The organism is Blautia faecis (assembly GCF_020554845.1).
In the GTDB taxonomy this organism is placed as follows: Bacteria; Bacillota; Clostridia; order Lachnospirales; family Lachnospiraceae; genus Blautia_A; species Blautia_A faecis.
In genome coordinates, this window is the sequence record NZ_JAJCIA010000037.1 from 25688 (window position 1) to 40553 (window position 14866).

Here is a 14866-nt window from a genome sequence, read left to right on the forward strand (position 1 = left end):
TTGCAAAATTTTAATTTAGTGCTATAATGAACTATCATAGATTCAGATGGCGAATTCATATGAGTTCGCCATTTTCTATAGAATAAATCTGGCACTCATATTAAAGGAGTGCTAACAATACAAGGAGGAAACATGTATGATTACAATACCAGTTTATGAACTTCTTCTTTTACCGGAAGTTACATTTTTCTTTAAAAAAGATATGTTTCCGGAAGGCAGAATTAAAGAACAGAATATCGGAGAAGAAATTCTCTTCGTTTTACAGAAGAAAGAAATAGCCCCAGAGGAAATTTCCATGGAAAATATTTTTCCAGTGGGCGTGATGGGAATCATTGAGAATATAGACGAGGAAGGCAGCGTCAAGATTACTACCAGAAAAAGAGTGCAGGTGACTCGTGTAGAATATACTGACGGCATGGTTCAGGCAGAAGCGGTAGATCTTCCGGATATCCAGGATATCTCCCCGGAAGAAGAAAAGGAGAAATTTGATAAGATCAAGAAAGAACTGATGGATTTTGCAAAAGGCTTTCAGTGGGGCGTCTGGGTACGCAGCATGATCTACCATTGGAAAAGCTATCCGGAAGCCGTCAGTGCCCTGGCTGGTTACATGAGCCTTTCCTGGGAAGAAAAATACCATATGATCGAGGTGGATTCCAGGAAAGAACGCATGCATCTGATGGAAGAGGCTGTCTATGAGCTGATGGAGATTTTCCGTGTCAGTGAGGAAGCTGAGACTGCGCAGAAGAACTCCAATGAGAAAGTTTACCGGGAGTCCGCTATCCGGAAGCAGATCGAATTTCTTCAGCAGCAGCTGGACGAAATGCATCCGGAGAATATTTCTGATGTGCGCCGTTTCCAGAAGAAAATCCAGGAATCCGGCATGAATGAGGAAGCACGCAAAGAAGCTGAAAAGGTGCTGAACCGCATGAAGCAGGAAGGAAAAGACAGCCATGAGTATGGTATGCTGTATGATTATCTGGACTTTGCTACAAGTCTTTCCTGGAAGACAGAGGAACCTGCTGAAATTGATTTGAACGAGGCAGAAGAAATCCTGAATGAAGACCATTATGGGTTGAAAAAAGTAAAAGAGCGAATTATCCAGCAGCTTGCTGTTATGGCTCTTAATAAGAAACAGTCTGGTTCCATTTTATTGTTTGTAGGTGCGCCTGGAACTGGAAAAACCAGTATCGGACAGAGTATTGCCCGTGCGCTTCACCGTAAATACGTGCGTATCAGTCTTGGTGGAATCCGTGATGAAGCGGAAATTCGAGGACACAGAAGAACCTACATAGGTGCTATGCCAGGCAGGATTATGGAAGGAATGAAGAGAAGCGGAGCTGCAAATCCGGTTATGGTACTGGATGAGGTGGACAAGCTCGCCAAAGATTACGGCGGTGATCCGGCAAGTGCTCTTCTGGAAGTGCTGGATCCGGAGCAGAACGGAAGCTTTACAGACCATTATATGAATGTTCCTTATGATCTTTCCAATGTGCTTTTTGTGTGTACAGCCAATTCCACCGATACCATTCCTGAGCCATTGCTCAATCGTATGGAAGTAATCCAGTTTCCTGGATATACTGCAGTAGAGAAGTTTCAGATCGCGAGACGTCATCTTTTGCCGAAAGCAATGAAGAGCATGGGAATCAAAGCCCAGAATCTGAAGGTGACAGATGAGGCAATCCGCCGCATTATTGAAGAGTATACAGCGGAGGCTGGTGTCCGCGGACTGAAGAAGCAGATGGATGTGTTATGCAGATATGCAGCTGTGAAGCTGGTAAAGGGTGAGCAGAAGAGCATTACGGTAAGTGAGAAGCGTGTAGCAGAATTTTTGGGACATGGAATTCATCATGAGAAGATTCTGGAAAACCCAGTGCCTGGAGTTGTAACCGGTCTTGCCTGGACCAGTGCTGGTGGAGAAATCCTTTTTATCGAAACTTCTTTTACAAAAGGCGATGGAAAGGTGATCATTACCGGACAGCTTGGAGATGTGATGAAAGAGTCCGCCCAGATTGCCATTACTCTTGTGAAGTCCCTCTATCCGGAATTTGCAGATAAATTCAAGGAAAATGATCTTCACATCCATGTGCCGGCAGGAGCAGTTCCCAAGGATGGCCCATCAGCAGGCATCACGCTGGTAACTGCATTATCCTCTCTGGTGACAGGAAAGCCTGCACCAGCAGAAATAGCAATGACAGGAGAAGTTTCCCTTCGCGGCGGTGTTATGCCTATTGGCGGATTGCCGGAGAAGCTGATGGCTGCCCAAAGAGCTGGCGTAAAGCATGTGTTTATTCCATATGAGAATATGGATGATCTTGATGATGTGGCCGATGAGGTAAAAGAGAAGCTTGAGATTACACCAGTTAAGACCGTGCAGGAGGTTCTGGATTACTGTTTACAGCCTGCACGGTAACAGGCTCTGGAAAAGCTGCTGATATAATAATTTTTTTACCAAAACATATTTTCAGGTTCAAAGAGAGAATTAACAATTAAAATTACAAAAACTATAAGAAGTATGTTATAATAAGTGTACTAAATGAAACAACTGCAAAGACAGAAGTGCAGTGCATGGAAGCCGTTACAGAGTATGAGGCTTTCATTAAAGATCAGATTATAACCCGGACAGAAAGTTGGAGGAAAAGTTATGAAGAAAGGCAAATTATTAGCTACGCTACTCTGCAGCGCATCAATGGTTATGGGAAGCATGGTTCCCACAGTACCGGCTATGGCAGATGCTATGAAGGTTGTTACACTTGGCGCAGATCTTTCAGATGAGCAGAAGAACACCATGCTGAAATATTTTAAAGTAGATTCCAGCCAGGTACAGATTATCTACGTTACCAATCAGGATGAGAGGGATCACTTAAGTTCCTATGTTCCGCTGGAGCAGATTGGTACAAGAACAGTGAGCTGCGCTTATGTGAAGCCTACCACATCCGGTGGCATCAAGGTTCGTACCGCCAATTTGAACTGGGTTACCTGCAATATGATTGCAAGTTCCCTTTCCACATCTGGTGTTACCAACTGTGAGGTTGTTGCTGCATGCCCATTCGAGGTATCCGGTACAGGAGCACTGACTGGTATCCAGATGGCATATGAGACTGCCAGTGGACAGAAGCTTGACGAGACCAAGAAGGAGCTTGCTACTGAGGAGATGGTAGTTACAGGTAATCTTGCTGATTCTGTAGGACAGAATGACGCTACCACTGTTATTAACCAGGCGAAAATGCAGGTTATTGCAGACAATGTTCAGAATGCAGATGATATCTACAATATTGTCGTAAATATCTCCAATAATAACAATGTAACTCTTACAGATGATGAGATTAATACCATCGTAAACCTGCTTCAGCAGATTTCCCAGCAGGACTATGATTACTCTGAGATGCAGGAAACTCTGGAGCGTGTAAATGACAATGTAACAGGAAAGGCAGAGGAGAGCAGTGATTCATCAGATGATGAGGACAGTATTGTGGATAATGTAGACCAGAGTGCTCTTGGTGACAATGTTATCGAGAGTTCTACAGAGGATCCGGGACTTGCTGAGGAGACTGGAGCTGCAGACGAATCCGGTGAAGAATCCTGGGAAGAATTTCCGGCTTCTGATGATTCCGGCGAGAACACAGATGGAAGTACAGATGAGCCAGCTGATGGTGACATCAGTGAAGTTGGCGGAACAGATACTGGTGATGGCAGTGATTCTTCCGAAGAGATCACAGATATATCCCAGCTGAATACAGATTTCCTTGGCGATGATGCGAAAGCGAAATTTGAAAAAGCGAAGACCTTCTGTCAGGGAGAGTACAGCGGTGATGAGGATGCTCTTTACGAAGTAATGGGAGATGATGCTGCAGTTACTGTAACACTTGATTCTGACACAGCCAACAAGCTTTCCATCAAAGTTCTTCAGAAATACCTTGGTATCCTTGGAAATGGTGCTGTTTCCTATCAGGAGGATGGAACTGAGAAATACATTACACCAGAACTGAATATGCTGGATAAAGAGATGAAGAAACTTTTCGGCATTGATGTGATCGATGATGGTGAGTCTTCTGAGGATATTGATGTTCTTGGCGATGCAGTATCTTCTGATGATAAAGATACCCTGTATAAAGATACTATGAAGTTCTTTGAGAAACTTTATGGTGAGAGTTCAGAATCCAGTGATTCAGCTGACGGCTCTGAAAATGTGACAACAGATGAAAGTGCTACAGATGAAGTAGGCGATGAGTCTTATGACGAGACTATTGATGAAGAGTCCTACGAAGAATAACAGACCTGAATTCGGAAGAATACTGTTGAATAGTATGTGTTGATGCTCCAGGAGATGACATGTCTGCTGGTGGAAAAGGTACAGAAACTGATATCCAGTGGGATATTGGGGACTGTACCTTTTTTTGCAGAAAATAACTGTCCTCTTAAAAATAATCAAAACTGTCTATTGAAGACATACCAGTATCTCGCTATGATAAGTGCTAATTAGATACTGCAGTATAAAAAGCAGTGATTAAACAGGAAACATTGGAGCTTGTTTGAGAAATCATTCCTGCAACTTGTGAGGCACATCTTGCAGAATGTTTTTCAATATGTACCAGGTTTCCGGGAAAGAGAGAGAAACCTATGAACAAACAGAATTCTACCATTATGAAACTTGCAGAGACTGCACTTCTTGCAGCACTTTGCTATGTATCTTTTACATTTTTGCAGATTAAGATTCCGGTACCGGGTGGAGATGCTACTTCTCTTCACATCGGAAATACCTTCTGCGTGCTTGGAGCTCTGCTTCTTGGCGGTTGGTACGGCGGTCTTGCTGGTTCTATTGGAATGACTATTGCAGACCTTATGGATCCGGTTTACATTACAGGAGCACCCAAGACTTTTGTCCTGAAGCTTTGCATCGGTCTTATAACAGGTCTTGTAGCCCACAAGATTGCAAAGATCAATGAGACGAACGACAAGAAATACGTATTCAAATGGAGTCTGATCGCTTCCATTGCAGGTCTTGCTTTTAATGTGATCGCAGATCCCATCGTTGGCTATTTCTACAAACAGTACATTCTTGGTCAGCCCCAGGAAGTAGCGAGCATCCTTGCAAAATTAAGCGCCGGTGCTACATTTGTAAATGCAATTGTATCTACAATCCTGGTTGTGATTATTTACAATGCAGTTCGTCCAGCCCTTATTAAGGCAAATCTGATTCATGTATATGTAACTGCAGCGAATGCGAAATAAGAAGAAAATAACCATCTGGAAAAGTCAGAATATAAGATAAGTGAAAGCTCTGGAATGTCTGAACCGTGTACCGCCATTGAAAGTCAGATTTAGAATCTGACGATAGGAAGCGAGTTCAGGCAGTCCGGAGTTTTTTTGTGTTGTTAATGAGACTGAGATGTCTGTTAAAAAAAGAAGATGAATGGCTGGCAGTTTATAAAATTTTAAGATTAGTGAAATTTTTATGACTTTTTCTCAGAACCCCTGGAAACACTGGCAAATTGAGAAATTGTGTGCTACAATGTTACCTAAATCGCAAAAGCAAAGGAGTAGTGCTATGAGTCTGGCAGTAGTAACCCTGAAAAAGGGAGAAGGACGTCTTTTGAAATCCGGCGGAATGTGGATTTTTGATAATGAAGTAGCTTCTATTATGGGAAGCTTTGTAAATGGAGATATTGTACTGGTTCATGATTTTGACGGATATCCTCTGGGAAGAGGATTCATCAATACGAATTCCAGGATTGTGGTACGTCTTCTTTCAAGAGATGAGAATACTGTGATCGATGAGGAATTTTTTGAGAAAAGAGTGCGGGATGCATGGGAGTATCGTAAGAAAGTAACGGATACTTCAAGCTGTCGCGTGATCTTCGGAGAGGCAGATTTTCTGCCGGGTTTTATTGTGGACAAGTTTTCTGATGTGCTGGTGGTACAGTCCCTTGCACTTGGAATCGACCGTTATAAAGAGATGCTGGTGGAACTTCTGAAGAAAGTTCTGGCAGAGGATGGTATCCGGATCTGCGGCGTTTACGAGAGAAGTGACGTGAAAGTACGTAAGCAGGAGGGAATGGAGCCATATAAGGGCTTTATTGGTGAAGAGTTCCCTACTTTGGTTGAAATTGTGGAAAATGGTGTAAAATATCAGGTGGATGTAAAAGACGGTCAGAAGACAGGATTTTTCCTGGATCAGAAATACAATCGTCTGGCAATCCAGAAGCTTTGCAGGAATGCCAGAGTTCTGGACTGTTTTACCCATACTGGTTCTTTTGCTTTAAATGCAGGATATGCAGGAGCGAAAGAAGTAACTGGTGTGGATGCTTCACAGCTTGCAGTTGATCAGGCTACAGCCAATGCAGCTTTAAACGGACTTTCTGATTCTGTAAAATTTATCTGTGAGGACGTCTTCGATCTTCTTCCGAAACTGGAAGAGAAAGGCGAGAAATATGACGTGGTGATTCTGGATCCACCTGCATTTACCAAGTCAAGAAGCTCTGTTAAGAATGCAGTGAAAGGCTATCGTGAGATCAATCTTCGTGCCATGAAGCTGGTGAAAGACGGCGGTTTCCTTGCAACCTGTTCCTGTTCACATTTTATGGATTACCAGCTTTTTACCCAGACCATCGGGCAGGCTGCCAGAAATGTGCATAAACGTCTCCGTCAGGTAGAATATCGCACCCAGGCACCAGATCATCCGATCTTATGGTCTGCTGATGAATCTTATTATCTGAAATTTTACATTTTTCAAGTCTGCAGCGACAGATAGGAAAAGACGGAATGATTGCTGGTTGTTTTGTGAACCATAATAGTGAATGTACAGAATCAGGGATAGGGAAATAATATAATAACAAAAGAGCGACAGAAACTTATTCCAGGAAGATAAGTTCACAAGAAAGAAGGTATTTTATTGAAAGAAAAATTTATGAGATTTATGCAGGGACGCAACGGAGTAGATCAGTTCGCAAGATTCACTATGGGAGTGGCACTGGCTGCTATTGTGCTCACCGTATTTACTGGGACCAGAAGTGGAATTGGCGCATTTTTGGATCTGTTTGGAATGGCTGCCATTGTTTATACTTATTTCAGGATTTTTTCCAAAAATATTTCCAAACGTTATCAGGAGAATCAGAAGTATCTTCAGATGACAGATAAGTTAAGAGCCCGTTTCCAGAAAGAGAAGCGAATGATGAGCCAGCGCAAGGACTATCATATTTACAGCTGTCCTGGCTGCGGTCAGAAAATCCGTATTCCCAGAGGCGGATTTAAGAAAGTGGAGATTGAATGTCCCAAGTGTCATACCAAATTTATAAAGAGGCGCTGATATGTTTGGATATATTGTAATGAACAAGCCGGAGATCAAGATGAAGGATTTTGACGTATACAGGTCCTTTTACTGCGGACTCTGCAGGGAACTGCGTGAGAAATACGGGATATCCGGCCAGATTACATTAAGCTATGATATGACTTTTGTGATCATGCTTCTTTCCGGCCTTTATGAGCCAAAGACGTACAAGGGCACTACCAGATGCATTCTTCATCCTATGAGAAAACAGCCAGTTCGAAAGAATGTGATGACAGAATACTGTGCAGACATGAATATACTTTTAACTTATTATAAATGTCTGGATGACTGGAACGATGACAGAAAATATGTGAAGCTTGGTTACGCCAGGCTTCTCGAGGGGAAAAATAACCGTCTGTTAAAACTTTATCCAGATAAGGCGAAGCGGATCGTCGAACTTCTGGATGAGCTTTCCGCTTTGGAGAAACAGGGAGAGACAGATATAGACAGAATGTCCGGGATTTTTGGGCATATTATGGAGGAGATTCTTGCTTACAGGCAGGATGAGTGGGAGAAAAGCCTTCGAAGAATTGGCTTTTATCTTGGCAAATTCATCTATCTTCTGGATGCATATGATGATGTGGAAGAAGATGTGAAAAATAAAGATTACAATCCTTTCGCAGAAAAATATACAATGGAAGGGTTTGAAGGGGAAGTACGCCAGATCCTTATGATGATGATGGCAGAAACCTGCAGAGAATTCGAGAAGCTTCCTATTATTAAATATGGGGATATTCTTCGGAACATTTTATATTCCGGTGTGTGGTGCCGCTTCGAGGAAGTGAGCAGGAAACGCAGGGAAGAACGGGAGAAAGAACATGTTGGATCCATATAGCGTACTGGGAGTTTCCAGAAATGCAACAGATGAAGAAATAAAGAAGGCATACAGAAAGTTAAGCCGGAAGTACCATCCGGATGCGAATATTAACAATCCGAACAAGGATCAGGCAGAAGAGAAGTTTAAGGAAGTACAGCAGGCATATGAGCAGATCATGAGAGAACGCGAGTATGGAAGCAGTGGTGGATCTTCCGGCGGATACGGTGGTTATGGATATGGAGGATTTGGCGGCTTTGGAGGACAGCAGCGCCAGAGCACTTACGAAGATGAAGAAAGTGTGCGCAGACGTGCAGCAGCTAATTTTGTTCAGAGCGGACATTATCAGGAGGCTATGAATGTGTTGAATTCCCTTTCCCAGAAGAATGGAGAGTGGTATTATATTTCCTCCATGGCGAACATGGGAATGGGGAATAATGTAAAAGCGCTGGAGCATATTCGTGAAGCTGTGCGCCAGGAGCCGAATAATCAGCAGTACCGTATGCTCCTGAACCGGATGGAAGGTGGCGGAAGCTGGTATGAGACACAGCAGGGACCGTTTGGAGGAATGCCAGTGGCAGGGGATGATATGTGCCTGAAGCTTTGTCTGGCGAATGCGCTTTGCGGAATGTGCTGTCCGGGAAGCGGAGTGCTGTGCTGTTGATAAAGTAGAAGTTTATGATACTGTACCGTGGAGAAGGATGCCATTGTACAGTATTCTTTTTTGAGGTGTTTTGATGTTACCAGAGAACAGTAACCTTTGAATGACAGATTTTGTTAAAAATTAATTGACAAGAAAACTCGCACGTATTAAACTGTTAAAGCGTGAAATAGATATAGATACCGCAGACGTGAAGCATCTGACGTTCGTATGGGATAATACAGCTTTTGGGGGCTGCATGACCATTTGTGGGGATTGTGCATCTGGCGTGCGGTAGTATAGGAGGAATCAAATAATGAGTATTCGTATTGGTATCCTGGGATATGGTAACCTGGGACGTGGCGTAGAATGTGCGATCAAACACAATCCTGATATGGAACTGGTGGGAGTTTTTACCCGTCGTGCTCCTGAAAGTGTTAAAATTCTGACAGAGACAGCGAAGGTATATTCTGTAGATGATGCTGAGAAGATGAAAGATCAGATCGACGTTATGATTCTTTGCGGCGGAAGTGCTACTGACCTGCCAGAGCAGACACCGAAATATGCCCAGTGGTTCAATGTGGTAGACAGCTTTGATACCCATAAGAGAATCCCGGAACATTTTGCAAATGTGGACAAAGTAGCTTCAGAGAACGGTCATGTTGGAATTATTTCTGTAGGCTGGGATCCGGGAATGTTTTCCCTGAACCGCATGTATGCAAATGCAATCCTGACAAACGGAAAGGATTACACATTCTGGGGAAAAGGCGTAAGCCAGGGACATTCTGATGCAATCCGCCGTATCAAAGGGGTAAAGGATGGCAAACAGTACACTATCCCGGTTGAGGCTGCACTGGAAGCAGTAAGAAGCGGAAAGAATCCGGAGCTTACTACAAGGGAGAAACATACCAGAGAGTGTTTCGTAGTAGCTGAGGAAGGCGCTGATCTTGCAAGAATTGAGAATGAGATCAAGACTATGCCGAACTACTTTGATGAATACGATACCACAGTACATTTTATTTCCGAAGAGGAACTGAAGCGTGACCACAGCGGAATTCCGCACGGTGGATTTGTAATCCGCACAGGCAAGACCGGCTGGAACGATGAGAACAGTCATGTGATCGAATATAGCCTGAAACTGGATTCCAATCCGGAATTTACTTCTTCTGTAATTGTTGCATATGCCAGAGCTGCATACCGCATGAACCAGGAAGGACAGAATGGCTGCAAGACGGTATTTGATGTAGCACCTGCTTACTTAAGCGCTCTGAGCGGAGAAGAATTAAGAAAACATTTGTTATAATCACTTTATAACAGAAATATTACAGAATTTATAAAAGGACAGTTCTTTTACATTGTGTGGGACTGTTCTTTTTTTATGGAAAATACCTTTGAAATCATTGCTTTTAAAGAAAAATAATACGAAAATATTGTGAAAACTTTACAGAGTTTTACTTTCGGGTTGACGATAGATGGAAATTGTAATATAATGAGCTACATAAAGCTGTAACAACTTTGTAAAAACTTGAAGATGATAATAACAGGGGTTGTGTTTGCTGGACTGCAGTATTACCTGTGGACAGCAACAGATTAATTAAAAAGGAAGGTAAGTATGCAAAACAAATGTAAAAAATTCAGACTTTGGAGTATCCTGCTGCTGGTAATGCTTATGGCAGCCGGTTTTACATGCCATAGTACATCAAGAGATGTACAGGCTGCCACGAAGAATGGATTCCGTACAGTAAAAGGAAAAACATACTACTATAAAAACGGCAAGAAAGTCAAAGGATGGCTTACCCTGAACGGTAAGAAATATTATTTTAATAAATCTACCGGTGTTCAGGTGAAAGGCTGGGTGAAAGATAAAAAGGGCAGAAAGCGTTATTTCACAAGCAAAGCAGGTGTTATGGTAACTGGATGGCTTTCCAATTCCAAGGGACAGCGCCGTTACTTTGCACCGTCAACCGGATACATGAAGAAAAAGTGGCTGAAGCTTGGCGGAAAGACCTATTACCTTTACGCGAAATCAGGCGTTGCAGCTACCGGTTTTGTAAAGGACAGCAAAGGAAATATCCGCTATTTTTCCAAAACGGGAATTATGGCCACAGGCTGGCTGACTAGCTCATCAGGAGTGAAGCGGTATTTTGACACTACATCGAAAACTGCTACCAATGGAATCATGGCAGTTGGATTTAAGACAATTAATAATGTTACCTATTATTTCTACAGCGGCTCCGGAGCTATGGCGACGGGCTGGGTGGAGAATACAGACAAGGGTACAAAGTACTATTTTGATCCTACTACAGGCGCGATGTACACAGGCACACAGACTATTGATGGTGTTACATATACATTTTCCAGTACTGGTGTATGTCAGGGAGAGAAGAAGGATGATCCTTCTCCGAATGGAAATACAGGAAATAAGACCATCAAGAATTATCTTGCAGGAGCACTTTTACCTGTTGGAAAAGCACTTTACGTATGGGGCGGCGGATGGAATGATTCCACAAGAAAGGGTCTCAGCGATACCATGACCAGCTGGTATAATAAATGGTCAGCGAATCCATCCAGTTATGATTACAATAATTACCGTGATCTTTCTACTTCCAATCGTGCGAAAGGATTTGACTGTTCAGGCTTTGTAGGCTGGTCTGCTTATCAGGTAATGCAGACACAGTCCGGTGTAGGATATGGATACACAGTGGTTTCAGGTGAAATTGGAAGCTATTACAAGGGGAAAGGCTGGGGATCAATCGTAAATCAGTCTTATCTGTCACAGAATGGATGGGAGCTGAAGCCTGGCGATATCGGATACAATGATGGTCATACATGGATCGTTCTTGGACAGTGCAGTGATAAGAGTGTTGTTATCATTCATTCCACTCCGCAGGCAGGTGTCCAGATTTCCGGAACTACCACACCTACGGGAAGCTATTCCAGTGAGGCTGCAGCCCTTGCGAAGAAGTATATGTCCTTGTATTCCGGATACAGCATCTTCAACTATCATCCATCCGTTGGAAACTATATCCGAAATGGAAACTATCTGAGATGGAATGGAGATACACTTTCCGATCCGGATGGTTATTATAATATGACAGCAGACCAGATTTTGTACGATCTGTTTGGAAAATAATGGTTAAGTAATATACAAGAGAGAATCAGTGAAAATACTGGTTCTCTTTTTATGTAACAGCGGAAATCTTTGAATTCCCCCTCTGTTGCACAAACACGCTCTGTGTTCTCTTATTTAGACAAATGTATTACGAAATGTTACAAAGTTTTAAAATTTATTGCGATTTAGGGTTGAAATCTTTGCGAGAGTGTGCTAATATGTAGCAAGATTGAATGAAATGTTGCAAACATATTACAAATTGAGCTTTTTAGATTATCAAAAAGATTAACGAGGGTGATGAAACATGAAGAAAAGAATTGTATGTCTGACACTGGCAATTTTAATGTGCGGCTCACAGGTTGTAAGCGTAATGGCTGACCGTGAGAGCGATTTAAGAGAAGAGCAGGCCTGGACAAGCCAGCAGCTGGATGCTACATACGCACGCATGAGTGCCCTGTGGGATCAGAAGCAGCAGCTTGAGAGCCAGATCGAATCTTTGAATTCTGATCTTGTAAATGTAATGGTTTCCATTCAGACTCTTGAGAGTGATATCGCTTCCAAGGAAGCAGAAATTGAGAAAACACAGGGTGACCTGACCAAGGCTCAGAATGCCAAGGATAAACAGTACGGCGCCATGAAGAAACGTATTCAGTATCTTTATGAAAAAGGTGGAAACAATGCATGGTTCCAGATGATGTTAAATGCAGATAACCTTGCAGACCTTCTTACCAGAGCTGAGTATACACAGCAGATGTATGAGCAGGACAGAGAGAGCCTTCAGAAATATGCTAGAACGATTGAGGAGGTTCAGAAGTTAGAAGATCAGTATGAGCAGGAGAAAGCTGATTTTGAGACCATGAAGGAAGAATATGAGGCTCAGCAGTCTAACCTTCAGTATCAGTTGGATGTAACCCGTGCGAACAGTGCTGATTGCGAGAATGAGATCGCATACGCACAGCAGCAGGCTACTGAGTATGCGAACCTTCTGGAACAGCAGCAGGCAGAAATTGAGCAGCTTGAGGCAGAACGTATTGCAGCAGAAGAAGAGGCAAGACGTCAGGCAGAGGCAGAGGCCGCAGCGGCTGCAGCAGCACAGGAAGCAGCTCAGAACGGAGATAATTCCTCAGAAGAGGTTCAGTATGATGAAGATGGAAATGTTGTAAGTGGTTCTTCTGATGGATCTTCTGATTATGAATATGATGAGTATGGTAATGTAATTGATACTGACAATACAGTTGATTACAATTCCGATGCAAACAGCTCCGACAGTTCCTCAGATAGTTCTTCTGACAGTTCATCAGCCAGCAGTTCTTCAGGTTCCGGCTCTTCTGTTGTATCCTATGCAACACAGTTTGTTGGAAACCCATATGTATGGGGAGGAACAAGCCTTACCAGTGGTGCTGACTGCTCCGGCTTCGTGCAGAGTGTATATGCAAACTTTGGCGTAAGTCTTCCAAGAACATCTTATGAGCAGCAGAATGCAGGATACGAAGTGTCCTATGCAGATGCACAGCCAGGCGACTTGATCTGCTATGGCGGACATGTTGCAATCTATATGGGAAATGGACAGATCGTACATGCATCCAATGCCAGAGATGGTATCAAGGTCAGCGATAATGCTGCATACAGAACGATTACTTCTGTAAGACGTCTTGTGTAATCTGAATAAATGAATTTGTGAGCCCTTTCCGGAAATGAAAATCCGGAAGGGGCTTTTTACTGAAAATAATGTGGAAAAGCAAAGAAAAAAGAAGTATAGTAAGAATAAAAGTATTGTCTGAAAATCGTAACATAAATATTTCGTATAGCCAGATGAGAGGTGGAGAAAAATGCTTAGCCATTATCAGATGAAGGAAATTCCATATTTAAGAATATTAGGAAGAACGAATGGCAGTCTGGAACCGGTAACACTATTTTGGACTGCTTCCGGAATTGAACTGAACGTAAAAGCAACAGAAATATGGGTGAAAATCCGCTCCGATTATGATGTTTTTGAGCCATGGGTGGATGTGATCGTAGACGGCGTATTGTCCCAACGGCTTATGGTAAATAAGGGAGAACAGGAAATCTGTCTTTTCCGTAATATGGAAAGGGATAAGGTAAGAAATGTAAAGCTTCTTCGTGATACCCCTGCGTTTCCCACAGATGAAAAAACATTGCTTCAGCTTCTGGAGGTTGAAACTGACGGTGAGTTTTTACCTCTTGAAACACCAAAGCTCAGATTGGAGGTAATAGGGGACAGCATTACCTCTGGTGAGGGCGGCAGCGGTGCAGGAGAAGAAATGACATGGAATTCCTTTTGCTTCAATGCCGTGGATAATTATGCATATATGGCAGCAAAAGAACTGGGCGCGGTGTACAATTGCATCAGTCAGAGCGGCTGGGGCGTTTTCTGTTCCTGGGAAGGCAATGAGCAGCAGGCAATCCCGCTATATTATGAGCAGGTGTGCGGTCTTTTAAATGGAGAAAGAAACAAACAACTGGGTGCTATGGAAAAATGGGATTTCCAGAAGTTTCAGCCTGATGTGATCGTGGTGAATCTGGGGACAAACGACAGCAGCGGCACGAAGAATATGGACAGGGTTGGAAAGGCTGTGGAAGACTTTTTGAGAAAACTGCGCGTATGTAATCCGGAAAGCTATATTCTGTGGTGTTATGGAATGCTTGGAGATGAGATTTTACCAACGCTTGAGAAAGCGGTGGGGAATTATAAAAGAAAAACAGGGGATGAACGCGTAGAATTTGTGAAGCTTCCGGATACACTGGAAGGAGAATTTGGATCAAGGCAGCACCCAGGGCACAGATCTCATGAAAGAACAGCGAAAATCCTGGTGGAGAAGATTCAGGAAAAAATGACGCTGCTGGTCACGCCGTGACTAGCAACATCTGGTTGATAAAAAAATAACAAAAATCTTTTCAAAGGGTGTCAAGCGTTTTTGAAAATGTCCTAAAATAATTGAAGTATTAGCCCCGGCT

At 42.9% G+C, this 14866-nt stretch carries 11 protein-coding genes; all 11 read left to right on the top strand.

Translation table 11 applies throughout. The features are described from left to right. Positions 1–136 precede the first annotated feature (136 nt). The 11 genes from lon (at position 137) to LIZ66_RS15220 (ending at position 14766) form a co-directional block, all read left to right on the top strand. Positions 137–2410 (top strand): endopeptidase La, encoded by a 2274-nt coding sequence (gene lon / locus LIZ66_RS15170; RefSeq protein ID WP_173716618.1) that lies wholly within the window; start codon positions 137–139, stop codon positions 2408–2410. A 231-nt stretch (positions 2411–2641) separates the two neighbouring features. After that, the gene (locus tag LIZ66_RS15175; protein WP_173770700.1) at positions 2642–4270 is read left to right on the top strand and encodes a DUF1002 domain-containing protein; all 1629 of its coding nucleotides are present in this window, start codon (positions 2642–2644) and stop codon (positions 4268–4270) included. 347 nt (positions 4271–4617) lie between these two features. Beyond that, positions 4618–5229: an ECF transporter S component gene (locus LIZ66_RS15180; RefSeq protein ID WP_118577788.1), complete on the top strand. Its 612-nt coding sequence runs from the start codon at positions 4618–4620 to the stop codon at positions 5227–5229. Positions 5230–5545: 316 nt separating this feature from the next. Then, complete coding sequence (locus tag LIZ66_RS15185; RefSeq protein WP_148461162.1) at positions 5546–6748, top strand: class I SAM-dependent rRNA methyltransferase; 1203 nt, start codon at positions 5546–5548, stop codon at positions 6746–6748. A 141-nt stretch (positions 6749–6889) separates the two neighbouring features. Next, on the top strand, positions 6890–7303 hold the full coding sequence (locus LIZ66_RS15190; protein ID WP_173717919.1) for a TFIIB-type zinc ribbon-containing protein: 414 nt from the start codon (positions 6890–6892) through the stop codon (positions 7301–7303). Between the two features lies 1 nt (position 7304). Then, entirely contained in the window at positions 7305–8159 is an 855-nt protein-coding gene (locus tag LIZ66_RS15195) for a DUF5685 family protein (protein WP_173717920.1), read from the top strand. After that, positions 8143–8802 carry a J domain-containing protein gene (locus tag LIZ66_RS15200; RefSeq protein WP_118577784.1) on the top strand — a complete coding sequence of 220 codons (660 nt, stop codon included), beginning with the start codon at positions 8143–8145 and terminating at the stop codon, positions 8800–8802. Before LIZ66_RS15195 ends, LIZ66_RS15200 begins: the two co-directional genes overlap by 17 nt. A 292-nt stretch (positions 8803–9094) precedes the next feature. Then, a complete protein-coding gene (locus LIZ66_RS15205; protein ID WP_173717921.1) occupies positions 9095–10081 on the top strand; it encodes a diaminopimelate dehydrogenase in 987 nt (328 codons plus the stop codon). A 309-nt stretch (positions 10082–10390) separates the two neighbouring features. Continuing rightward, positions 10391–11911, top strand: a complete 1521-nt coding sequence (locus LIZ66_RS15210) for an N-acetylmuramoyl-L-alanine amidase family protein (protein ID WP_148461164.1) — start codon at positions 10391–10393, stop codon at positions 11909–11911. A 283-nt stretch (positions 11912–12194) separates the two neighbouring features. After that, positions 12195–13550 (top strand): C40 family peptidase, encoded by a 1356-nt coding sequence (locus LIZ66_RS15215; protein ID WP_148461165.1) that lies wholly within the window; start codon positions 12195–12197, stop codon positions 13548–13550. A 169-nt stretch (positions 13551–13719) separates the two neighbouring features. Continuing rightward, positions 13720–14766 (top strand): GDSL-type esterase/lipase family protein, encoded by a 1047-nt coding sequence (locus LIZ66_RS15220; RefSeq protein WP_148461166.1) that lies wholly within the window; start codon positions 13720–13722, stop codon positions 14764–14766. Positions 14767–14866: the final 100 nt, after the last annotated feature.

Coding starts and splice junctions, on each gene's coding strand:
- lon (WP_173716618.1), top strand. CDS start 137: ATGATTACAATACCAGTTTATGAACTTCTTCTTTTACCGGAAGTTACA.
- LIZ66_RS15175 (WP_173770700.1), top strand. CDS start 2,642: ATGAAGAAAGGCAAATTATTAGCTACGCTACTCTGCAGCGCATCAATG.
- LIZ66_RS15180 (WP_118577788.1), top strand. CDS start 4,618: ATGAACAAACAGAATTCTACCATTATGAAACTTGCAGAGACTGCACTT.
- LIZ66_RS15185 (WP_148461162.1), top strand. CDS start 5,546: ATGAGTCTGGCAGTAGTAACCCTGAAAAAGGGAGAAGGACGTCTTTTG.
- LIZ66_RS15195 (WP_173717920.1), top strand. CDS start 7,305: ATGTTTGGATATATTGTAATGAACAAGCCGGAGATCAAGATGAAGGAT.
- LIZ66_RS15200 (WP_118577784.1), top strand. CDS start 8,143: ATGTTGGATCCATATAGCGTACTGGGAGTTTCCAGAAATGCAACAGAT.
- LIZ66_RS15205 (WP_173717921.1), top strand. CDS start 9,095: ATGAGTATTCGTATTGGTATCCTGGGATATGGTAACCTGGGACGTGGC.
- LIZ66_RS15210 (WP_148461164.1), top strand. CDS start 10,391: ATGCAAAACAAATGTAAAAAATTCAGACTTTGGAGTATCCTGCTGCTG.
- LIZ66_RS15215 (WP_148461165.1), top strand. CDS start 12,195: ATGAAGAAAAGAATTGTATGTCTGACACTGGCAATTTTAATGTGCGGC.
- LIZ66_RS15220 (WP_148461166.1), top strand. CDS start 13,720: ATGCTTAGCCATTATCAGATGAAGGAAATTCCATATTTAAGAATATTA.